The organism is Streptomyces sp. NPDC033178, from assembly GCF_055577685.1.
On the sequence record NZ_JBVIPT010000004.1, the window covers coordinates 218,713 to 238,583 of the forward strand.

18 protein-coding genes are annotated in these 19,871 nt (G+C 67.4%); 9 read left to right on the top strand and 9 right to left on the bottom strand.

The genetic code is table 11. The features are described 5' to 3' along the window. Positions 1-68: 68 nt before the first annotated feature. Both ACZ5VQ_RS11685 and ACZ5VQ_RS11690 read right to left on the bottom strand, forming a co-directional pair. The gene (locus tag ACZ5VQ_RS11685) at positions 69-1,454 is read right to left on the bottom strand and encodes a serine hydrolase domain-containing protein (RefSeq protein ID WP_469104734.1); all 1,386 of its coding nucleotides are present in this window, start codon (positions 1,452-1,454) and stop codon (positions 69-71) included. A 93-nt stretch (positions 1,455-1,547) separates the two neighbouring features. Beyond that, entirely contained in the window at positions 1,548-2,150 is a 603-nt protein-coding gene (locus ACZ5VQ_RS11690; protein WP_469104735.1) for a class I SAM-dependent methyltransferase, read from the bottom strand. A gap of 132 nt (positions 2,151-2,282) precedes the next feature. Here ACZ5VQ_RS11690 and ACZ5VQ_RS11695 point away from each other — a divergent pair, with 132 nt between their 5' ends. Together ACZ5VQ_RS11695 and ACZ5VQ_RS11700 are read left to right on the top strand one after the other, a co-directional pair. Next, on the top strand, positions 2,283-2,867 hold the full coding sequence (locus ACZ5VQ_RS11695) for a helix-turn-helix domain-containing protein (protein WP_469104736.1): 585 nt from the start codon (positions 2,283-2,285) through the stop codon (positions 2,865-2,867). Positions 2,868-2,982: 115 nt separating this feature from the next. Continuing rightward, the gene (locus ACZ5VQ_RS11700; protein ID WP_469104737.1) at positions 2,983-3,546 is read left to right on the top strand and encodes a dihydrofolate reductase family protein; all 564 of its coding nucleotides are present in this window, start codon (positions 2,983-2,985) and stop codon (positions 3,544-3,546) included. A gap of 61 nt (positions 3,547-3,607) precedes the next feature. Here the strand turns inward: ACZ5VQ_RS11700 and dnaB are convergent, their stop codons facing one another. Further along, the gene (gene dnaB, locus ACZ5VQ_RS11705; RefSeq protein ID WP_269647072.1) at positions 3,608-5,083 is read right to left on the bottom strand and encodes a replicative DNA helicase; all 1,476 of its coding nucleotides are present in this window, start codon (positions 5,081-5,083) and stop codon (positions 3,608-3,610) included. A gap of 459 nt (positions 5,084-5,542) precedes the next feature. Here dnaB and ACZ5VQ_RS11710 point away from each other — a divergent pair, with 459 nt between their 5' ends. Further along, positions 5,543-6,880, top strand: a complete 1,338-nt coding sequence (locus ACZ5VQ_RS11710; protein ID WP_469104738.1) for an MATE family efflux transporter — start codon at positions 5,543-5,545, stop codon at positions 6,878-6,880. Between the two features lie 221 nt (positions 6,881-7,101). Here the strand turns inward: ACZ5VQ_RS11710 and rplI are convergent, their stop codons facing one another. The 4 genes from rplI to rpsF form a co-directional block, all read right to left on the bottom strand. Beyond that, positions 7,102-7,548 carry a 50S ribosomal protein L9 gene (gene rplI / locus ACZ5VQ_RS11715; RefSeq protein ID WP_055610620.1) on the bottom strand — a complete coding sequence of 149 codons (447 nt, stop codon included), beginning with the start codon at positions 7,546-7,548 and terminating at the stop codon, positions 7,102-7,104. An 18-nt stretch (positions 7,549-7,566) separates the two neighbouring features. Beyond that, positions 7,567-7,803: a 30S ribosomal protein S18 gene (rpsR, locus tag ACZ5VQ_RS11720; RefSeq protein ID WP_003949403.1), complete on the bottom strand. Its 237-nt coding sequence runs from the start codon at positions 7,801-7,803 to the stop codon at positions 7,567-7,569. Positions 7,804-7,860: 57 nt separating this feature from the next. Next, complete coding sequence (locus ACZ5VQ_RS11725; protein WP_362071318.1) at positions 7,861-8,481, bottom strand: single-stranded DNA-binding protein; 621 nt, start codon at positions 8,479-8,481, stop codon at positions 7,861-7,863. Positions 8,482-8,554: 73 nt separating this feature from the next. Continuing rightward, positions 8,555-8,845, bottom strand: coding sequence for a 30S ribosomal protein S6 (gene rpsF, locus ACZ5VQ_RS11730; RefSeq protein ID WP_055610618.1), 291 nt, complete (start codon positions 8,843-8,845; stop codon positions 8,555-8,557). Positions 8,846-9,121: 276 nt separating this feature from the next. On the opposite strand from rpsF, the gene ACZ5VQ_RS11735 reads away from it, so the two are divergent. The 3 genes from ACZ5VQ_RS11735 to ACZ5VQ_RS11745 all read left to right on the top strand — a co-directional run bounded on the left by ACZ5VQ_RS11735 (position 9,122) and on the right by ACZ5VQ_RS11745 (position 11,872). Further along, positions 9,122-9,442 carry a hypothetical protein gene (locus ACZ5VQ_RS11735; RefSeq protein WP_469104739.1) on the top strand — a complete coding sequence of 107 codons (321 nt, stop codon included), beginning with the start codon at positions 9,122-9,124 and terminating at the stop codon, positions 9,440-9,442. A 211-nt stretch (positions 9,443-9,653) separates the two neighbouring features. Beyond that, positions 9,654-10,775 (top strand): peptidoglycan bridge formation glycyltransferase FemX, encoded by a 1,122-nt coding sequence (gene femX / locus ACZ5VQ_RS11740; RefSeq protein ID WP_469104740.1) that lies wholly within the window; start codon positions 9,654-9,656, stop codon positions 10,773-10,775. 65 nt (positions 10,776-10,840) lie between these two features. After that, positions 10,841-11,872, top strand: coding sequence for an alanine racemase (locus tag ACZ5VQ_RS11745; RefSeq protein ID WP_200397045.1), 1,032 nt, complete (start codon positions 10,841-10,843; stop codon positions 11,870-11,872). A gap of 92 nt (positions 11,873-11,964) precedes the next feature. Here the strand turns inward: ACZ5VQ_RS11745 and ACZ5VQ_RS11750 are convergent, their stop codons facing one another. Both ACZ5VQ_RS11750 and ACZ5VQ_RS11755 read right to left on the bottom strand, forming a co-directional pair. Beyond that, positions 11,965-13,479, bottom strand: coding sequence for a glycosyltransferase family 87 protein (locus ACZ5VQ_RS11750; RefSeq protein WP_469105009.1), 1,515 nt, complete (start codon positions 13,477-13,479; stop codon positions 11,965-11,967). Between the two features lie 131 nt (positions 13,480-13,610). Continuing rightward, the gene (locus ACZ5VQ_RS11755) at positions 13,611-16,307 is read right to left on the bottom strand and encodes a transglycosylase domain-containing protein (RefSeq protein WP_469104741.1); all 2,697 of its coding nucleotides are present in this window, start codon (positions 16,305-16,307) and stop codon (positions 13,611-13,613) included. A gap of 374 nt (positions 16,308-16,681) precedes the next feature. Between ACZ5VQ_RS11755 and ACZ5VQ_RS11760 the strand changes: the two genes are divergently transcribed. The 3 genes from ACZ5VQ_RS11760 to ACZ5VQ_RS11770 all read left to right on the top strand — a co-directional run bounded on the left by ACZ5VQ_RS11760 (position 16,682) and on the right by ACZ5VQ_RS11770 (position 19,836). Beyond that, a complete protein-coding gene (locus ACZ5VQ_RS11760; RefSeq protein WP_469104742.1) occupies positions 16,682-17,365 on the top strand; it encodes a PadR family transcriptional regulator in 684 nt (227 codons plus the stop codon). A 44-nt stretch (positions 17,366-17,409) separates the two neighbouring features. After that, the gene (locus ACZ5VQ_RS11765) at positions 17,410-18,492 is read left to right on the top strand and encodes an inositol-3-phosphate synthase (protein WP_055610611.1); all 1,083 of its coding nucleotides are present in this window, start codon (positions 17,410-17,412) and stop codon (positions 18,490-18,492) included. A gap of 78 nt (positions 18,493-18,570) precedes the next feature. Beyond that, positions 18,571-19,836: an MFS transporter gene (locus ACZ5VQ_RS11770; protein ID WP_469104743.1), complete on the top strand. Its 1,266-nt coding sequence runs from the start codon at positions 18,571-18,573 to the stop codon at positions 19,834-19,836. Positions 19,837-19,871 lie beyond the last annotated feature (35 nt).

The following is a 19,871-nucleotide window of genomic DNA, read 5'->3' on the forward strand; positions in this document are numbered from 1 at the left end:
GGCGAGGGGCGCCCTGTTTCACGTGAAACATCACGCCCCTCCCATGCAGCCCATCCATCACAGGGCGACTAACGGATCCCGCGCCACCCCTCAGGATCCACACCACCCGGCACGGAAGCCCCCTCCTCGTACGGCTGCCGCGTGAACACGAACGACCCGAGGTCCAAGTGGCTGACCGACCCGTCAGGGCGCTGTACGGCACTCAGGGCCTCGCCCGCGTAGTAGCCGTCGAGTCCCGTCCAGGTTCCGTCTCCGTTGGCCCGGAAACGCGAACGCCGGCCGTTGCCGGACAGCGGCCCGAGCGAGACACCTCCGTCGTCCGTAAGGCGCAGCGCGAAGGCATGCGTTCCCCAGTACCAGGGCCCCGCCAACTCCAGCACGGAATGGTCGGCCTCGGGCAGCGGCCGCCACGGCTCGGGGATCCGAGGCTCGGCCTCGGCGACGATACGTACGAGATCGGCGGCGACCGTGAACACCGGCGGACCGGAGGTGCAGTTGGCGAGCACGACGGCGGCCAGGTCGTCCTCGACGCTGATCATGAGACCGGCGAGAAAGCCGGGGAGAGAACCGGAGTGCCCCACCAGCATCCGACCGTCCCGGTACTGGACCTGCATACCGAGGCCGTACGCGCTGCCGGCCGCCACCTCATCGGCTTCGGCCGGCGCGGCGGGCGTGCGCATCTCCTGTACGGACTCGGCGCTCAGAACCCGGTCGTCGCCCTTGGCCAGGAAGGCCGAGAAGCGGGCCAAGTCGCCCGTGGTCGACCAGAGTTGACCCGCCGGTGCCATCCGGCCCAGGTCCTCGATGGGCTCCGGCAGCATCACGTCCGCCCAGGGATGCACGGCCCAGCCGCCGGCGTGCGGTGCTTGAGGCTCCGCACCCGTGCGGTTCAGCCCCAGCGGTTCGAGCACCTCGTTCCGTAGGGCCTCCTCCCACGGGACGCCCCTCAGCTCCTCCACCAGCGCGCCCAGCAACGTATAGCCGGGGTTCGAGTAGTGGAAGCGCCGTCCGACGGGATGCCGGTGCGGCTGTTCGCCCAGCACGTCGGCGATCTCGGGACGCAGCGATCCAGGGGTGCGCTCCCACCAGGGGGAGGGCGATTCGGCCGCCAATCCGCTTGTGTGGGCGAGGAGTTCGGCGATCGTCGCCTCCCCCGCGCCGGTGCCCGGAAGATGCTTCTCCAGCGGATCCCCCAGGTCCAGGGCCCCTTCGTCGCGTAGCCGCAGCACCAGGACGGCGGTGAACGTCTTGGTGATCGAACCGATCCTGTACTGCACGTTCTCGTCCGGCCCGTGCCCGTGCACCGAGGTGCGGGAACCGTGCCACACCGCCTCTCCACCCCTGACGACCGCCGCCACCAGCGACGGCGCCCGTCCTTCGGCCTGAGCGGTGGCGATTCGGTGCAGCAGGGCCCGGCGCGTGGCGGGAAGCAGTTCTTCCACAGGTGTCGTCATGGCCCAAGTCCATCTGCCGCGGCGTCCCGCGTCGAGCGCATTTGAGCGCGACGCAGGATCTCGTGCGCCCGCCGCGGGATCTCACGGCCTCCGTCACCGCAAGCGCTGCGCGCGCAGGACGGTGTCGTGGGTGTGGTGGGTGCCAACCGGTGCGGGAGCGGTTCGCGGGCGGGTTTCGTTGATCAGGACAGTCCAGTCGCGGTCGAGGAGTTCGGCGATGTCGTCGGGTTGGTAGTAGTCGCCGGGGTCGAAACCCTGCTCCGGACGTGGGGACAGGTCGGCGAGGTCGTGGCTGGCGAAGAGCAGGGTGCCGCCGGGTGCGACGGCGTTGAGCAGACCGCGCAGCGCGGTGTGATCCGGCTGGAGGGCGAGCGGGAAGTACTGGACGGACACCAGGTCGAACGCGTCGGCCGGGGGTGGCGTGACGTTCAGGTCGGCCCGCGTCCAGACCACACGGCCCGCGACGTCCGCGGCAGCGGTGGCGGCGCGCTGCAGGGCGGTCACCGAGACGTCGACCGCGGTGACCTGCCAGCCGTGTCGGGCCAGCCAGAGGGCGTCGGCACCTTCACCGCATCCGACGTCGAGCGCCTGCCCCGGCGGCAGGTCGGTGACCTCGGTGACAAGCACTCCGTTGGGGTCGCCGCTGAAGACCTGGTCGCGGCTGCGATACATCTCGTCCCAGAACTGTGCGTCCATCGTCCGTGCCTCGCCTAGTGGGTCGGATGCCATGGCGCCGGTCGCCCGTGGCCTGCCATCAACCTGTCCCCGCCCATGACGAACCGACAAAGTTCTTTGCGAGAACTGCAAAGCCGTGGGCACAGTGAGCGCATGAGCGACGAGTTCAACACCGTGCTGGCCGCGGTCGGGCCGCGGCTGCGCGAGTTGCGGCGCCGCAGCGGGGCCACCCTGACCGCGCTGTCGGAGACCACCGGTATTCCGGTGAGCACCCTGTCCCGGCTTGAGTCCGGGCACCGCAAGCCGGGCCTGGAACTGCTGTTGCCCCTGGCCAAGGCCTATCGGATGCCGCTCGACGAACTCGTCGGCGCCGCGGCCCGCCTCGACCCCCGGGTATACCCGCAGCCGTTCACCCGCAACGGCATGACCGTCATCCCGCTGACCCGCAAACCCGGCGGTCTACAGGCGTTCAAACAGATCCTCCCCGCGGGCCCGACCGACCGAGAACCCGATCCGCGCTCGCACGAGGGGTACCACTGGCTGTACGTCCTCAACGGACGACTGCGCCTCGTGCTCGCCGACCAGGACCTCGTCCTCACCACGGGCGAGGTCGCCGAATTCGACACCCACCTCCCGCACTGGTTCGGCAACGCCGACGAGCGGCCGGTGGAGTTCCTGAGCATCCTCGGCCCTCAAGGCGAGCGCTTCCACATCAGGGCCCGTTACCGACGCGACTGACCGCTGCGCCCTCACCGCTGTCCGGACGGACGACGATGTAGGGTCTCGCCGCCGATGAGTTTCCCGCGCCGCGCCGGTCTGTACGCGTGAGACCGACTCACGGAAGGCTGGCGCCATGCGGAAACTGATCTACGGCATGAACCTGTCCCTGGACGGCTACATCGCCGCGCCCGGCGACGACATCGGCTGGGGCGTGCCGAGCGACGAGCTGTTCCAGTTCTGGTCCGACCAGTTGCCGGCGACCGACCTGACGCTGTACGGGCGCAAGCTGTGGCAGACGATGAGCTCCCACTGGCCGACCGGCGACCAGCAGCCCAACGCCACCCCGGCGGAGATCGAGTTCGCGCGCCGCTGGCGGGGCATGTCGAAGGTGGTGTTCTCCTCGACGATCGACAAGGTCGACTGGAACACCCGCCTGGTCACCGGCGACGCGGTCGCCGAGATCACCCGGCTCAAGGCCGAGGACGGCGGCCCGATGGACATCGGCGGCGCGACGCTCGCCGGGGCGGCCATGCGGGCCGGGCTGATCGACGAGTACGTGCTGGCCACCGCGCCAGTCCTGGTGGGCAGCGGCACGCCGTTCTTCACCGCGCTGGACAACTGGGTGAACCTGAACCTGGTGGAGACGCGGACGCTTCCCTGCGGCGTGATCCTGACCAGGTACGAGACGAGGCGCTGAGCAGCAGCACCCACGCGCGCGTGAGATTACGACATCAGCCGCGAGGCCTACAGGACGACGATCAGGTCTGTGCCATGTCCACGAAGCGGGAGTAGTGGCCCTGGAAGGCGACCGTGATCGTGGCCGTCGGGCCGTTACGGTGCTTGCCCACGATGATGTCCGCCTCGCCGGCGCGCGGCGACTCCTTCTCGTACGCGTCCTCGCGGTGGAGCAGGATCACCATGTCCGCGTCCTGCTCGATCGACCCGGATTCACGCAGGTCGGAGACCATGGGCTTCTTGTCCGTGCGCTGCTCGGGACCACGGTTCAGCTGTGACAGCGCGATCACCGGCAGCTCAAGCTCCTTGGCAAGCAGCTTGAGGTTTCGCGACATGTCGGAGACCTCCTGCTGTCGGCTCTCGGACCGCTTGCCGCCCGACTGCATCAGCTGCAGATAGTCGATGACCACGAGCTTCAGATCGGCGCGCTGCTTGAGGCGACGGCACTTGGCGCGGATCTCCATCATCGACAGGTTCGGAGAGTCGTCGATGTAGAGCGGAGCGGCCGAGACGTCCGGCATCCGGCGCGCGAGCCGGGTCCAGTCCTCGTCGGTCATCGTCCCGGAACGCATGTGGTGCAGGGCCACACGTGCCTCGGCAGACAGCAGACGCATCGCGATCTCGTTGCGGCCCATTTCGAGCGAGAAGATCACGCTCGGCATGTTGTGCTTGATCGAGCAGGCCCGTGCGAAGTCCAGCGCCAGCGTCGACTTACCCATGGCGGGACGGGCGGCGATGATGATCATCTGGCCCGGGTGCAGGCCGTTGGTGAGCTGGTCGAGGTCGGTGAAGCCCGTCGGCACACCGGTCATCTCCCCCGACCGCGAACCGATCGCCTCGATCTCGTCGAGCGCGCCCTCCATGATGTCGCCGAGAGGCAGATAGTCCTCGGTGGTGCGCTGTTCGGTGACCGCGTAGATCTCGGCCTGGGCGCTGTTGACGATCTCGTCCACATCGCCGTCGGCCGCGTACCCCATCTGCGTGATGCGTGTGCCGGCCTCGACCAGGCGGCGCAGCACCGCCCGCTCGTGGACGATCTCCGCGTAGTACTCGGCGTTCGCCGCCGTCGGAACCGTCTGGACCAGGGTGTGCAGATACGAGGCGCCGCCGACCTTGGTGATCTCGCCGCGCTTGGTGAGCTCGGCGGCGACCGTGATCGGGTCGGCCGGCTCGCCCTTCGCATAGAGGTCGAGGATCGAGCCGTAGATGGTCTCGTGCGCCGGCCGGTAGAAGTCGTGGCCCTTGAGCACCTCGACAACGTCGGCGATGGCGTCCTTCGAGAGCAGCATGCCGCCGAGAACGGACTGCTCGGCGTCCAGATCCTGCGGCGGCACTCGCTCGAATGCCGAACCTCCGCCGTCCCAGGCTCCGTTGTCCGGACCGCGGTCATGTTGGTCGTCTCTGCCCCGGCCACCGTCGCGGCGCTGGCGGGAGGCGGGCAGACGATCGCTGGGACCGCTGTCGGCCCACGGATCGTCCAAGGGCTCGGAAATACTCACCGGGCCACCTCCTCCCGTCCGCCGAGCGGACCTCGCCGTGCCCCTCATTCCTACGGCACGACACTGACAAATGAGATGCCCAACTCCGGTTCTGACGCGTCGGTTTTGTGAGGTTTCCGAGGACGGAGAAGCGAGCCGGTGCCGCACCACGGTAGGCCCGCGGGCACCGTCAGCCAATCTGGTTATCCACAGGCCATGTGGACGACGGCCCCGATGCTGTGGAGAACCTGGCAAAACCTGTGCACGACCCGGTGGACAGGCCTGTGAACAAGCACTCAGCATCATTTCCACAACCACCCTGACCTGCAGATATCCCGTCCACCGGCTGTGCAGAAGAAAAACTTTCCCGGCCGGATCAAGATCGATGCGAATGGCGCGCGACAGCGCATCTCGCGAGATCGCAGGTAAGGGTCATTGGATACTTGCATCTCTTACCTGTGGAAGATTAGATTGATGCGCATGACACAGGCTCCCGCGGCACCCAAGGCCGCCCGGCGTCGGCACGACCGAGAGATCGTCGCGCTGGCCGTTCCGGCCTTCGGCGCACTCATAGCCGAGCCTCTTTTCCTCATGGTCGACACCGCGATCGTCGGACATCTCGGCACCGCACAACTCGCCGGTCTCGGTATCGCCTCGGCTCTCCTCGTCACAGCCGTGAGCATCTTCGTCTTCCTCGCATACGCCACCACGGCCGCCGTCGCCCGACGGGTCGGGGCGGGCGATCTCCAGGCCGCGATCCGCCAGGGCATGGACGGCATCTGGCTGGCCCTGCTGCTCGGCGCCGCCGTCATCGCCGTCGTCCTGCCCACCGCGCCCGCTCTGGTGGAACTCTTCGGTGCCTCTGACACCGCCGCCCCCTACGCCACCACCTATCTGCGCATCTCGGCCCTCGGCATCCCCGCGATGCTCGTCGTCCTCGCGGCCACCGGTGTCCTACGTGGTCTGCAGGACACAAAGACACCCCTCTACGTCGCCATCGCGGGCTTCGTTGCCAACGGTGCCCTCAACGCAGGCCTCGTCTACGGCGCCGACCTCGGTATCGCAGGCTCCGCCTGGGGAACCGTCATGGCCCAGTACGGCATGGCCGCTGTGTACCTCCTCGTGGTGATCCGCGGAGCACGGAAGCACGGGGCATCTCTACGGCCCGACGCCGCCGGGATACGTGCCTGCGCCCAGGCCGGCGCACCGTTGCTGGTCCGCACCCTCTCGTTGCGCGCGATCCTGATGATCGCCACCGCCGTCGCCGCCCGCCTCGGAGACGCCGATGTCGCCGCGCACCAGATCATCCTGTCGCTGTGGAGCCTGCTCGCCTTCGCCCTCGACGCCATCGCCATCGCGGGTCAGGCCATCATCGGCCGCTATCTCGGCGCCGGGGACGCCAAGGGAGCCCGGGAGGCCTGCCGCCGCATGGTGGAGTGGGGCATCGCCGTCGGCGTCGTGCTCGGTGGGCTGGTGATCCTCAGCCGTCCGCTGTTTCTGCCGCTCTTCACCAGCGACTCGGTCGTCCATGACACCGCGCTGCCCGCCCTGCTCATGGTGGCGCTCTCACAGCCGATCTGCGGGATCGTCTTCGTCCTGGACGGCGTGCTGATGGGCGCGGGGGACGGCCTGTATCTCGCATGGGCCATGATCCTCACCCTGGCGGTCTTCGCTCCGGTGGCGCTGCTCGTGCCCGTATTCGGCGGCGGACTGACCGCGGTCTGGGGGGCGATGACCCTCATGATGACCGTACGGATGCTGACCCTGTGGCTGCGCACACGCTCGGGGCGTTGGATCGTCACAGGCGCCACGCGCTGAGCAAACCCGCTCCGGCGTCGCGGAAGTACGTGAGGTCGCTCTGTTTCACGTGAAACAACGAGCATTCCGCACCGTTTCTCGATGACGGATTCGCTTTGTTTCACGTGAAACACCCGCCGCCCGTGAGTCCCGCCGAAGGTGCTCCGTTCCCGGAAGCCCAGGAAAACAGTGAGGGCCGCACCTTTGGGGTGCGGCCCTCACATGTACTGCTGGCGCACCGCTTACGCGGCGACGACCTCGATGTTGACCTTGGCGGCAACCTCGGGGTGCAGACGCACGGACGTCTCGTGAGCGCCCAGCGTCTTGATCGGCGAGCCCAGCTCGATGCGGCGCTTGTCGACGTCGGGGCCACCGGAAGCCTTGATCGCCGAGGCGACGTCAGCCGGGGTGACGGAACCGAAGAGACGACCGGCGTCGCCGGAGCGAACGGCAAGACGGACCTTCACACCTTCGAGGCGGGCCTTGATCTCGTTGGCCTGCTCGATGGTCTGGATCTCGTGGATCTTGCGAGCACGACGGATCTGCTCGACGTCCTTCTCGCCACCCTTGGTCCAACGGATCGCGAAGTTCCGCGGGATCAGGTAGTTGCGAGCGTAGCCGTCCTTGACGTCGACGACGTCGCCCGCGGCGCCGAGGCCAGAGACCTCGTGGGTGAGGATGATCTTCATGTTTCGGTCACCCTTCCCTTATCGCGCGGTGGAGGTGTAGGGCAGCAGCGCCATCTCACGGCTGTTCTTCACAGCCGTGGCGACGTCACGCTGGTGCTGCGTGCAGTTGCCGGTCACGCGGCGGGCACGGATCTTGCCGCGGTCGGAAATGAACTTCCGCAGCATGTTCGTGTCCTTGTAGTCCACGTACGTGACCTTGTCCTTGCAGAATGCGCAGACCTTCTTCTTAGGCTTGCGCACAGGCGGCTTCGCCATGTGTGTTTCTCCTGTTTGATCAAGAAGTGTGGGTACGGCCCACCCTCAGCCCTTGGGCTAGAAGGGGGGCTCGTCCGAGTAGCCGCCGCCGGAGCCGCCGGCAGCACCGCCGGAGCTTCCGCCCCAGCCGCCACCGCCGCCGCCCTGCTGGCCGCCGCCTGCAGGAGCACCGGTCGCCCAGGGGTCCTCGGCGGGAGCTCCGCCGCCGCCCTGCTGCTGACCGCCGCCGGGGCCTCCGCCCCAGCCGCCACCGCCACCGCCGCCGCCCTGCTGGCCGCCGCCGAAGCCACCGCCACCCTGGCCGCCACGACCACCGGGGGTCTTGGTGACCTTGGCAGTCGCATAGCGCAGCGAGGGGCCGATCTCGTCAACCTCGAGCTCCACAACCGTCCGCTTCTCGCCCTGCTGGGTCTCGTACGAACGCTGTCGCAGTCGTCCCTGAGCGACGACGCGCATACCACGCGTCAGCGATTCGGCGACGTTCTCTGCGGCCTGACGCCAGATCGACGCGCGGAGGAACAGCGCGTCGCCGTCCTTCCACTCGTTGGTCTGGCGGTCGAACGTTCGAGGCGTCGACGCGATCGTGAAGTTCGCGACGGCCGCACCGGACGGGGTGAAGCGCAGCTCGGGGTCGTCGGTTAGGTTTCCGACGACGGTGATGACGGTCTCGCCTGCCATTGGGGGAACCTCTCGGCGGTTTTGCTGCGGGCTTGCTGCTACTCGAATCCCAAGAGCCGCTGAACTAGGAAGTTCAGTGGGTCTCGGGACGGAGGACCTTGGTCCGGAGGACCGACTCGTTCAGGTTCATCTGGCGGTCGAGCTCCTTGACGACCGCAGGCTCGGCCTGCAGGTCGATGACCGAGTAGATGCCCTCGGGCTTCTTCTTGATCTCGTACGAGAGACGACGACGGCCCCAGGTGTCGACCTTCTCGACCTTTCCGTTGCCCTCACGGACTACGGAGAGGAAGTTTTCGATCAGGGGGGCGACAGCGCGCTCCTCGAGATCGGGGTCGAGGATGACCATCATTTCGTAGTGACGCATGTGGAACCCACCTCCTTTGGACTCAACGGCCACGGTCGTTCCGTGGCAGGAGGGTTGTGATGCGTACGCAACGCTATCGGCCGCCACTGACAATCGGGCCACCGATCAGCGAACTGAGCGGGGGGATCGTGTCGTGGCCTGGGCAGACACCGGTGCAGACGGTACAGACTACCTGCACACCGGCTTGCGGTTGAAATCCGGGGCCCGAGACCGTCAATCTGTACACATCGGGTGTGTATGGCGCTACGATGCGCCGCCTTCCGCAGGAGGTTCCACATGGCACAGGCATTGCGACCCAACTCCAAGACCGTCGGTTCCCTGTTCGCCACCGACCACAAGCCCCATCCGCTCCAGGACACCCTGCTCGCCGTGACACTCGTCCTAGGAGTGACGGCCTTCGTCAGCGCGATGTTCCACAGCCTCCATCTGCTCAGCTCGTGGACGGGGCTGGTGGGAATCCTGACCGGGGCGGCCGGACAGTTCGTCTCCGTGACGACCCGGGAGCGTTTCGGGCTGATCCTGGGTCTCGGTGCCTCCGGCGTCGGATTCTTCCTCGGCATGGCGCACGGCGGCCTCTTCGGCGGCGTCATCGGCTGACCGGCGCCCCGGCTCTCGGGAGCCGGCGGCCCACGGTCTTTCCAACCCCGGCCCCGCGGCCGGGCAACACCTCCGGGTGCCCCGGCCACGTATTGGTCGGGGCGCAGGTTCCATACGGCCAGACGAGGCGCTCGCAGGGCGCAGTAGGCTTCGGCGCGAGAGCCGGAGCCCCTGTACCCATGGGGACACACCAGCCCGAGGAGCGCCCCGAATGAGCCTGACCCTGAGGACCATCAGCCGTGAGCAGCATCTGGCGTACATCCAGAGTCTGCCCGCGGCTAGCCACATGCAGGTCCCGGCCTGGGCAGACGTCAAGGCAGAGTGGCGCTCCGAGAGCCTCGGATGGTTCGACAACAGGTCCGGCGAGATCGTCGGGGCGGGTCTCGTGCTGTACCGCCAGCTGCCCAAGATCAAGCGCTACCTCGCCTATCTGCCCGAGGGCCCGGTCATCAACTGGTTCGCGCCGAATCTGACCGACTGGCTGGATCCGATGCTCGCGCACCTCAAGCAGCAGGGCGCCTTCTCCGTGAAGATGGGCCCACCGGTGATCATCCGGCGCTGGGAGGCCGCTTCGATCAAGAAGGGCATCCAGGACCCGGACGTGAAGCGCCTGCGCGACATCGAGGCGGACTTCATCGAGCCGCGCGCCTTCGAAGTCGCCGACAAGCTGCGGCGCATGGGCTGGCAGCAGGGCGAGGACGGCGGGGCGGGCTTCGGCGACGTGCAGCCCCGCTACGTCTACCAGGTGCCGTTGGCCAACCGGTCGCTGGAGGACGTCCACAAGGGCTTCAACCAGCTCTGGCGGCGCAACATCAAGAAGGCCGAGAAGGCCGGCGTCGAGGTCGTCCAGGGCGGTTACCAGGACCTGGAGGAGTGGCAGCGCCTCTACGAGATCACGGCGCTGCGCGACCACTTCCGGCCCCGACCGCTCTCGTACTTCCAGCGCATGTGGACGGCTCTCAACACCGAGGACCCCAACCGCATGCGGCTGTACTTCGCCCGGCACGAGGGCGTGAACCTGTCCGCCGCGACGATGCTGGTCGTCGGCGGGCACGTCTGGTACTCCTACGGGGCCTCCGACAACATCGGACGTGAGGTCCGGCCCTCGAACGCGATGCAGTGGCGGATGCTGCGCGACGCCTACGCGCTCGGCGCCACCGTCTACGACCTGCGCGGCATCTCCGACTCGCTGGACGAGACCGATCACCTCTTCGGCCTCATCCAGTTCAAGGTGGGCACCGGTGGGCAGGCCGCCGAATACCTCGGTGAGTGGGACTTCCCGCTCAACAAACTGCTCCACAAGGCGCTCGACATCTACATGTCGCGCCGCTGACGTACCAGAATTCGCCTTCATACCTCTGATACACCGCTGCCACGAGAAAGGTTCCAGGTCCGGCCATGGCGCTCACGCTCTACGTCGACACCGCACGCTGGCGGGCGCACCACAAGCACGTGTCCGAGCAGTTCCCGGGGCTCGTCCCGGTCTGCAAGGGCAACGGCTACGGCTTCGGCCACGAGCGGCTCGCGGACGAGGCCACTCGCATGGGCTCCGACGTCCTGGCCGTGGGCACGACGTACGAGGCCGCGCGGATCAAGGACTGGTTCGGCGGCGACCTGCTCGTGCTGACGCCGTTCAGACGGGGCGAGGAGCCCGTACCGCTGCCCGACCGGGTCATCCGCTCCGTGTCGTCGGTCGACGGCGTCTACGGCCTCGTGGGCGCCCGCGTCGTCATCGAGGTCATGTCCTCCATGAAGCGGCACGGTGTGAGCGAGCAGGACCTGCCCCAGCTCCACGCCGCCATAGAGAACGTGCGCCTCGAGGGCTTCGCGATCCACCTGCCCCTGGACCGCACCGACGGCTCGGACGCCGTCGAGGAGGTCATCGGCTGGATGGACCGGCTGCGCGCGGCCCGGCTGCCGCTGCACACCATGTTCGTCAGCCACCTCAAGGCCGAGGAACTCGCCCGGCTGCAGCAGCAGTTCCCGCAGACACGCTTCCGCGCCCGCATCGGCACACGGCTGTGGTTGGGGGATCACGAGGCGACCGAGTACCGCGGAGCCGTGCTGGACGTCACGCCCGTCTCCAAGGGTGACCGTTTCGGTTACCGCCAGCAGAAGGTCGCCTCGGACGGCTGGCTGGTGGTCGTGGCGGGCGGTACGTCACACGGAGTGGGTCTGGAGGCCCCGAAGGCCCTGCACGGCGTCATGCCGCGCGCCAAGGGCGTCGCCAGGGCCGGCCTCGCCACGGTCAACCGCAACCTCTCACCCTTCGTCTGGGGCGCCAAGCAGCGCTGGTTCGCGGAGCCCCCGCACATGCAGGTCTCGATCCTCTTCGTGCCCTCGGACGCCCCGGAGCCGAAGGTCGGCGAGGAACTGGTGGCCCATCTGCGGCACACCACCACTCAGTTCGACCGCATCGTCGAGCGCTGACAGCGGGGGACGCCAAGACCCGCGCACAGACGAAAGGCCGTACACGGACTCCGTGTACGGCCTTTTACGTGGCACACCCATGCCCTGTTCGCTCAGGGCGAACACGGCTTCGTCGGTTCGTCGTCGGTGCCCCACTCCACGTACGGACCGTCGAAGTGTGCCGCGTGCCGCGGCGGGTGGGCCGCCGCTCCCAGGACGAAGACGTCCTGCGCCCCGTCGAGCACGCCACCGGACGGGTCGTCGTCACCGGACCGGCGCACCACGTCCCGCTCCGGCATGAAGATGTCGCGCACGATCACCGCGCACAGATACAGCGTCCCCAACAGGTGTACGGCGATGGCCAGTTGGTACCCCTCTTGCGGCAGTCCCTTGTGGGCGTCTCCGCTGGTCGTGTACGCGAGGTACATCCAGATGCCGAGGAAGTACGCCACCTCGCACGCCTGCCAGATCAGGAAGTCCCGCCACTTCGGGCGGGCCAGCACGGCGAGGGGCACCAGCCACAGCACGTACTGCGGCGAGTAGACCTTGTTGGTGAGGATGAAGGCCGCGACGATCAGGAACGCCAGCTGGGCGAAGCGCGGCCGGCGCGGAGCGGTCAGCGCGAGGGCTGCGACACCCACGCAGGAGATCAGCATCAGCACCGTGGCGAAGGTGTTGACCGTGTCGGTGTCGAACGGGGTCTCCATGCGCTGGGACAGGATCAGCCAGAAGGAGCCGAAGTCGACGCCACGTTCCTGGCTGAACGTGTAGAACTTCGACCAGCCCTCGGGCGCGAGCAGCATGACCGGAAGGTTCACGACCAGCCAGGAGCCGGCGGCACCGAGCAGCGCCATACCGAACTCCCGCCACCTGCCCGCGCGCCAGCACAGTACGAGCAGCGGCCCGAGCAGCAGCGCGGGATAGAGCTTGGCGGCCGTGGCGAGCCCCAGCAGGACTCCGAAGGCAAGGGGGCGGCTCCGCGCCCACATCAGCATCGCGGCGGCCGTCAGAGCGACGGCCAGCAGGTCCCAGTTGATCGTGGCGGTCAGCGCGAAGGCAGGCGCCAGAGCGACCAGCAGTCCGTCCCAGGGGCGCCGCCGGTGGGTGCGGGTCACGCAGACGGCGATGACGGCCGCGCACGCCATCAGCATCCCGGCGTTGACCATCCAGTAGACCTGCTCCTGGTCCTGGATGCTGCCGCTGCCCGGCGTCAGCCACGAGGCGACCTCCATGAACACTCCGGTCAGCACCGGGTATTCGAGGTACTCCATGTCGCCTTCGAGCTTGTCGAAGTACGGCACCAGCCCGTCGGCGAAGCCCCGCCCCTGGTAGAGGTGCGGGATGTCCGAGTAGCAGGCATGCGTGTACTGCGAGCTGGCCCCGAAGAACCAGGCGCCGTCATAGCAGGGCAGTTTCTGCACCATGCCGAGGGCGAACATGCCGATCGCGACGAGCGCGATGACCCGCACGGGAGTCCACCAGGACGTCCCGAGCAGCGCGCGCCGCCCGAGAGGACCACCGAACAGTTCACTGCCGGTCGCGGCGACCGGGTCCTCCTTGGTCGGCCGCACCAGATCTGGCTCGTGCACGCTCGCGCGCGTCGTTTCTGCACTGGGCATGCCGCACATCCTGCCGTACGCGCCTAGGAATACGCCGAGGGCCGTCGCACCGAGTCGGTGCGACAGCCCTCGTTTCACGTGAAACACCTCACTGCGGATGTTTCACGTGAAACACCCCGTGGAGGCAGCTATCCGGTTGATCATCCGAAGATGCCGCCATTGCCATTACCTCTGGTATTGCCTGGATCCTCGGATTCCGTGGGTGAGGACGTCACCCCGCCGTCTGTGCCGCCCGTATCGGTTCCACCCGTTTCAGTCCCGCCGGTGTCCTCGCATTCGAAGGTGCCGAAGGGGCCACAGGTCTCGCTCGCGGAGGGCGAGGGAGTGGTCTCCGTCTCGCTGGGCTCCGTACTGGGCTCGGGCTGCTCCTCTTCGGACTCAGTGGGCGTGGGGGTCACGCTCGGGGTCGGAAGGTCGTTGACCACCTCACCGATGGGCTCGGCCTCCGGGAAGTCCTCGGGCGTCGTGCCCTTGAGCGCCTGCTCCATGTAGTCGTGCCAGACCTCGGCCGGGAACGAGGCACCGTGGATGGTCTTCTGGCCACCCGTGCCGTACATCTCCAGGAACGGACGACTCTTCTTGGTCTCGTCGTCGTCCATGCGGTACATGCTGACCGCGGTCGACAACTGCGGCGTGTACCCGACGAACCAGGCGGACTTGTTGCCGTCCGTCGTACCGGTCTTACCGGCCACCTCGCGGCCGTCGAGCTGAGCCGAGGTACCGGTTCCGTCCTCGACGACGGTCTTCAGGACGTCGGTGACGTTGTCGGCGACCTGCTCGGTGAAGGCTTCCTTGGTCGCGGACTTGTGCTTCCACACGCTGCCCCCCTCGTACTCGACCTCCTTGACCGAGAACGGGTCGTTCTGCTTCCCGCTGGTCGCGAACGTCGCGTACGAGCCGGCCATGCGGATCGCGCTGGGGTCGGAGATGCCGATGGAGAAGGACGGGAAGGTGGTACCCGTCAGGCTGTTCGGCCTGAGTCCGGCGTTTTCTGCCGCCTTCTTCACCTTGTCCAGACCGACGTCCATACCGAGCTGCACGAAAGCGGAGTTCGCCGAGACCCTCATGGCTTCACGCAGGTCGATCTGGTAGTTCGGCGGAGTGCCGTACGACGCGTCGTCGTCGTTGGTCTGGAGCCACTCCTTGCCCTTGTCGTTCTTCCAGATACTGCCGTCGTACGTCTTGATCTTGAGTTTGTTCTTGCCGCTGTAGAAGCTGTCCGGCGAGACCTTGGTGCGTTCGTCCTGCGCCTGGGACTCCCCGAGGTCGGGGTCGCGTTTGCCGTCCTGCATGGCGGCCGCCAGGACGAACGGCTTGAACGTCGAACCGACCGCGGCACCGGTCTCGTCGGCGTTGTTGGTGAAGTGCTTGGTCGCGGACTCACCGCCGTAGATGGCGACGATGGCTCCGTCCTTCGGGTCCACGGAGGCCCCGCCGAACTGGACGTGTGTGTCGGTCTTCGGCCGACGCTTCACGTCGAGGTTCTCCTTGCGGACCTTCTTCACGGCCTTCTCGAGGTCGTCGACCTTCTTCTTGTCGAAGGTCGTGTGGATCTCGTAGCCGCCCTGCCGGAGCTGCTCCTCGGTGATGTCGGTGTTGTTGATGACGTAGCCCTTGGCAAGGTCTACGAGATAGCCGATCTGACCGCCCAGCTCAGAGCTGGACCGCGGGTTCTGGAGTTTGGGGAGCTCCGTGTACTTGGCCCGCTCGGTGGCCGACAGATGCCCGTCCTTGACCATCTCGTTGAGGATCCAGGTCCAGCGGTCCGTGGCCCGCCTGGTGTTGGCCTCTTGCGTGGCCGACGGGTCGATCGCCGTCGCTCCCGCGGGGTCGTAGTACGTGGCGCCCTTCAGAACGGCGGCGAGCAAGGCGCACTCGCTCGCGTTGAGGTTTGTCGCGTCCTTGCCGAAGTACGAGCGAGCGGCCGCCTGGAGGCCATAGGAGGTGCGGCCGTAGTAGGCGGTGTTCAGGTACCCCGCCATGACCTCCTCCTTGGGCTCGGTGCGGCCCACCTTGATGGAGACGAGCAGTTCCTTGAACTTCCGGGACACCGTCTGCGACTGGTCGTTCAGCATCGCGTTCTTCACATACTGCTGGGTGATCGTCGAGCCGCCCTGCGTCTCGCCGCCCTTGGCCATGTTGAAGAGCGCGCGGCCGATACCCACGGGGTCGATGCCCTTGTCGGTCTCGAACTTCTTGTTCTCCGCCGACATGACGGCGTACCGCATCGCCTTGGGGATCTGCTCGTACTTGATGTTCTGGCGGTTGGTCTCACCGCCCGTGGACACCATCGGCTTGTTGTTGGCCCAGTAGTAGACGTTGTTCTGCGCCTTCGCGGCCGCCGCGACGTCCGGCACGCCCACCATGGCGTACGCGATGCCCGCCACGGCCATCAGACTGCCGCAGAAGCCGATGAACGTACCCGTCACGAGCTTCCACGAGGGCACCCAACGTGCCCAGCCGTACTTGCCCGCACGTGGATAGTCGATGATCCGCTTCTTGTCGGGCTCGGGCCCGCGCCCTCTGCCCCGCCCAGGGCCGTTCGGGCCACCGGGACCACCACGCCGGCCGCCACCACCGTGGCCGCCGCGCCCCGCCCCGTCGGCGGCTCTGCGCCTGCCACCGCTGGTGCTGCTGCTTCTCTGTGCCGCCCGCCGGGCCTCGGCACGGCTGCCGAACGGGCGATCCTCACCTCCCGAGTCATAGGAGTCGGAAGGCGACCCGGTGGCGCTTCGCGGCGCCGCACGGCGGCCGGAGGACGACCCGGTCTGGCCGCGTCGGGCCGCGGCACGTCCGCCGCCCTGCGGCTGCGGCGGTTTGCGACGGTGCTCGCTCATCGAACGATTACTCCTCGGGCAGGCGCACCTGAGCGCGCCTGGAAACGGCGGCTGGTTTCCGGTCCCCCCGAAGTACGGATGCGGTCGTTCTTACATTCATCCGTACTGCACCGAGGACGAGGACGTCCCCATGCGTCACTCGGTTCCCGGTGGTTTGCATGGCGCACAGACTACGCACCGTCAAAACCTGCCTAGCACCGAAGTTCATCCCAAATCAGGCAACTTGCTTCCTACGAATCGGTGATGTGACCCCGTTCACGATGCCCCCTCTTGCCGCATGCCGCGGACCGATCTATCGTTCCGATGTATCGAGTCGATACATCAGCTCGGCATAAAGACCGTCACGGCAAGACCGCGGCAGAGAGGAGGCGACGATGAGCCGGCGTTCCGGAATCCTCGAGTTCGCCGTCCTCGGCCTGCTCCGCGAGTCCCCGATGCACGGCTATGAGCTGCGCAAACGCCTCAACACGTCACTGGGTGTGTTCCGTGCGTTCAGCTACGGGACTCTCTACCCCTGCCTCAAGACGCTGGTCGCCAACGGCTGGTTGATCGAGGAGCCGGGGAGCACCCCCGAGGACGCGCTCGCGGCGCCACTCTCAGGGCGTCGCGCCAAGATCGTCTATCGGTTGACGGCCGAAGGTAAGGAGCATTTCGAGGACCTGCTCTCACAGACGGGTCCCGACGCGTACGAGGACGAGCACTTCGCCGCTCGCTTCGCCTTCTTCGGCCAGACGTCACGGGACGTACGGATGCGGGTCCTCGAAGGCCGCCGCAGCCGTCTCGAGGAGCGCCTGGAGAAGATGCGTGCCTCTCTGGCACGCACCCGGGAGCGACTCGACGACTACACCCTTGAGCTCCAGCGCCACGGAATGGAGTCCGTGGAGCGCGAAGTGCGCTGGCTGAACGAGCTCATCGAGAGCGAGCGGGCCGGACGGGACCAGCAGCGTCCCAGATCGGACGGCTCCGCTCAGCAGGACAGCACATCTGGGGAGTCGGGCGGCCTGCCCCGGCCCGGGGACACTCCCGGGCCGGATCCGTCCGATGACACTGCCACGTGAAGTCCCCTCAGGGCTTCACCGAGTACACACAGGGAGCAACCGGAATGGGTTCGGTTCGCGTAGCCATCGTCGGCGTGGGCAACTGCGCCGCCTCGCTGGTCCAGGGCGTCGAGTACTACAAGGATGCCGATCCGGCGTCCAAGGTGCCCGGCCTGATGCACGTCCAGTTCGGCGACTACCACGTGGGTGACGTCGAGTTCGTCGCCGCCTTCGACGTCGACGCGAAGAAGGTCGGCCTCGACCTCTCGGACGCCATCGGTGCCAGCGAGAACAACACCATCAAGATCTGCGACGTCCCGAGCAAGGGCGTCACGGTCCAGCGCGGTCACACCTACGACGGTCTCGGCAAGTACTACCGCGAGACCATCGAGGAGTCCGCCGAGGCGCCGGTCGACATCGTCCAGATCCTCAAGGACAAGCAGGTCGACGTCCTCGTCTGCTACCTGCCCGTCGGTTCCGAGGACGCGGCGAAGTTCTACGCCCAGGCCGCCATCGACGCCAAGGTCGCCTTCGTCAACGCCCTTCCGGTCTTCATCGCCGGCACCAAGGAGTGGGCGGACAAGTTCACCGAGGCCGGCGTCCCGATCGTCGGTGACGACATCAAGTCGCAGGTCGGCGCCACCATCACGCACCGCGTGATGGCGAAGCTGTTCGAGGACCGCGGTGTCCGCCTTGAGCGCACGATGCAGCTCAACGTCGGCGGCAACATGGACTTCAAGAACATGCTGGAGCGCGACCGCCTCGAGTCCAAGAAGATCTCGAAGACGCAGGCCGTCACCTCGCAGATCCCCGACCGTGACATGGGGGCGAAGAACGTCCACATCGGCCCCTCGGACTACGTGGCCTGGCTCGACGACCGCAAGTGGGCGTACGTCCGCCTTGAGGGCCGTGCCTTCGGTGACGTCCCGCTGAACCTGGAGTACAAGCTCGAGGTCTGGGACTCCCCGAACTCCGCGGGTGTCATCATCGACGCCCTGCGTGCCGCGAAGATCGCCAAGGACCGTGGCATCGGCGGTCCGATCCTGTCCGCGTCGAGCTACTTCATGAAGTCGCCGCCGGTCCAGTACTTCGACGACGAGGCCTACGACAACGTCGAGAAGTTCATCAAGGGCGAGGTTGAGCGCTAAAACGCTTGATATGCCGCTCTGTTGAGGGTCCCCGGGTCGCAAGCCCGGGGACCCTCCTCGTATGTGAGGCTGTGCCCCATGGCTGTCGTGCGTGACCTGCGCGTCCTCCTGCGCTTCGGGAACTTCCGGCGTCTGCTCGCCGTCCGGCTGTTGTCGCAGGGTGCCGACGGCGTCTATCAGGTCGCGCTCGCCACATATGTCGTCTTCTCACCGGAGAAGCAGACCTCCGCGGCGGCGATCGCCTCGGCAATGGCGGTCCTGCTGCTCCCGTACTCCCTCGTCGGCCCCTTCGCCGGCGTCCTGCTGGACCGCTGGCGCCGCCGCCAGGTCTTCCTGTACGGGAACCTGCTGCGGGCGGCGCTGGCCGCTCTGACGGCCGTCCTCATGCTGAGCGGCGTGCCGGACTGGCTCTTCTACGCATCCGCTCTGTGCGTGACCGCGGTCAACCGGTTCGTCCTGGCAGGCCTGTCCGCCGCACTGCCCCGCGTCGTCGACTCCGAGCGCCTGGTGATGGCCAACTCCCTGTCGCCCACGGCCGGAACGCTCGCCGCGACCGTGGGCGGCGGTCTCGCCTTCGTCGTCCGCCTGGTCGCCTCGGACTCCGATGCGGCGGTCGTTCTCGTCGGAGCGGCCCTCTACGTGTGCTCCGCGCTCGCCTCGCTGCGCCTGACACCGGACCTTCTGGGCCCCGACCGGGAGTTGGTGCATCCACGGTTGAAGGCAGCACTGGCCGGCACGGCACACGGCCTGACGTCAGGCGTACGCCATCTGGCCGAGCCCGCACGACGGGAGGCCGCCCGGGCCCTGGCCGCGATGACGCTGATGCGGTTCTGCTACGGCGCCTTGACGGTCATGGTGCTGATGCTCTGCCGGTACGCCTGGTCGTCGGGCTCGGACGACGACGGGCTCGCCCTCCTGGGCCTGGCCGTGGGGATCTCCGGAGCGGGCTTCTTCGCCGCGGCGGTGCTGACTCCGGCGGCGGTCGGCCGACTGGGGCCCAACGGCTGGATCATCGCCTGTGCCGGATCCGCCGCGGTCCTGGAGCCGGCGCTCGGGCTGCCGTTCGCCGAAATCCCCATACTGGTCGCGGCCTTCGTCCTGGGTCTGACCACCCAGGGCGCGAAGATCGCCACGGACACCGTGGTCCAGTCGTCCGTCGACGACGGTTTCCGTGGCCGGATCTTCGCCGTCTACGACGTCCTGTTCAACGTGGCCTTCGTCGGCGCCGCCGCAGTGGCCGCGCTGATGCTGCCTCCTGACGGTCGCTCAGTCCAGCTGGTGGTCACGGTGGCCGTTATCTACGGGGCAGTTGCTGTGGCTATGGCCCGCTTTGAACGGCAGTAAGTGTCACATCAATGACACAGAGCCACTGTGGGCTA

Coding starts and splice junctions, on each gene's coding strand:
- ACZ5VQ_RS11685 (WP_469104734.1), bottom strand. CDS start 1,454: ATGACGACACCTGTGGAAGAACTGCTTCCCGCCACGCGCCGGGCCCTG.
- ACZ5VQ_RS11690 (WP_469104735.1), bottom strand. CDS start 2,150: ATGGACGCACAGTTCTGGGACGAGATGTATCGCAGCCGCGACCAGGTC.
- ACZ5VQ_RS11695 (WP_469104736.1), top strand. CDS start 2,283: ATGAGCGACGAGTTCAACACCGTGCTGGCCGCGGTCGGGCCGCGGCTG.
- ACZ5VQ_RS11700 (WP_469104737.1), top strand. CDS start 2,983: ATGCGGAAACTGATCTACGGCATGAACCTGTCCCTGGACGGCTACATC.
- ACZ5VQ_RS11710 (WP_469104738.1), top strand. CDS start 5,543: ATGACACAGGCTCCCGCGGCACCCAAGGCCGCCCGGCGTCGGCACGAC.
- rplI (WP_055610620.1), bottom strand. CDS start 7,548: ATGAAGATCATCCTCACCCACGAGGTCTCTGGCCTCGGCGCCGCGGGC.
- rpsR (WP_003949403.1), bottom strand. CDS start 7,803: ATGGCGAAGCCGCCTGTGCGCAAGCCTAAGAAGAAGGTCTGCGCATTC.
- ACZ5VQ_RS11725 (WP_362071318.1), bottom strand. CDS start 8,481: ATGGCAGGCGAGACCGTCATCACCGTCGTCGGAAACCTAACCGACGAC.
- rpsF (WP_055610618.1), bottom strand. CDS start 8,845: ATGCGTCACTACGAAATGATGGTCATCCTCGACCCCGATCTCGAGGAG.
- ACZ5VQ_RS11735 (WP_469104739.1), top strand. CDS start 9,122: ATGGCACAGGCATTGCGACCCAACTCCAAGACCGTCGGTTCCCTGTTC.
- femX (WP_469104740.1), top strand. CDS start 9,654: ATGAGCCTGACCCTGAGGACCATCAGCCGTGAGCAGCATCTGGCGTAC.
- ACZ5VQ_RS11745 (WP_200397045.1), top strand. CDS start 10,841: ATGGCGCTCACGCTCTACGTCGACACCGCACGCTGGCGGGCGCACCAC.
- ACZ5VQ_RS11750 (WP_469105009.1), bottom strand. CDS start 13,479: ATGTGCGGCATGCCCAGTGCAGAAACGACGCGCGCGAGCGTGCACGAG.
- ACZ5VQ_RS11755 (WP_469104741.1), bottom strand. CDS start 16,307: ATGAGCGAGCACCGTCGCAAACCGCCGCAGCCGCAGGGCGGCGGACGT.
- ACZ5VQ_RS11760 (WP_469104742.1), top strand. CDS start 16,682: ATGAGCCGGCGTTCCGGAATCCTCGAGTTCGCCGTCCTCGGCCTGCTC.
- ACZ5VQ_RS11765 (WP_055610611.1), top strand. CDS start 17,410: ATGGGTTCGGTTCGCGTAGCCATCGTCGGCGTGGGCAACTGCGCCGCC.
- ACZ5VQ_RS11770 (WP_469104743.1), top strand. CDS start 18,571: ATGGCTGTCGTGCGTGACCTGCGCGTCCTCCTGCGCTTCGGGAACTTC.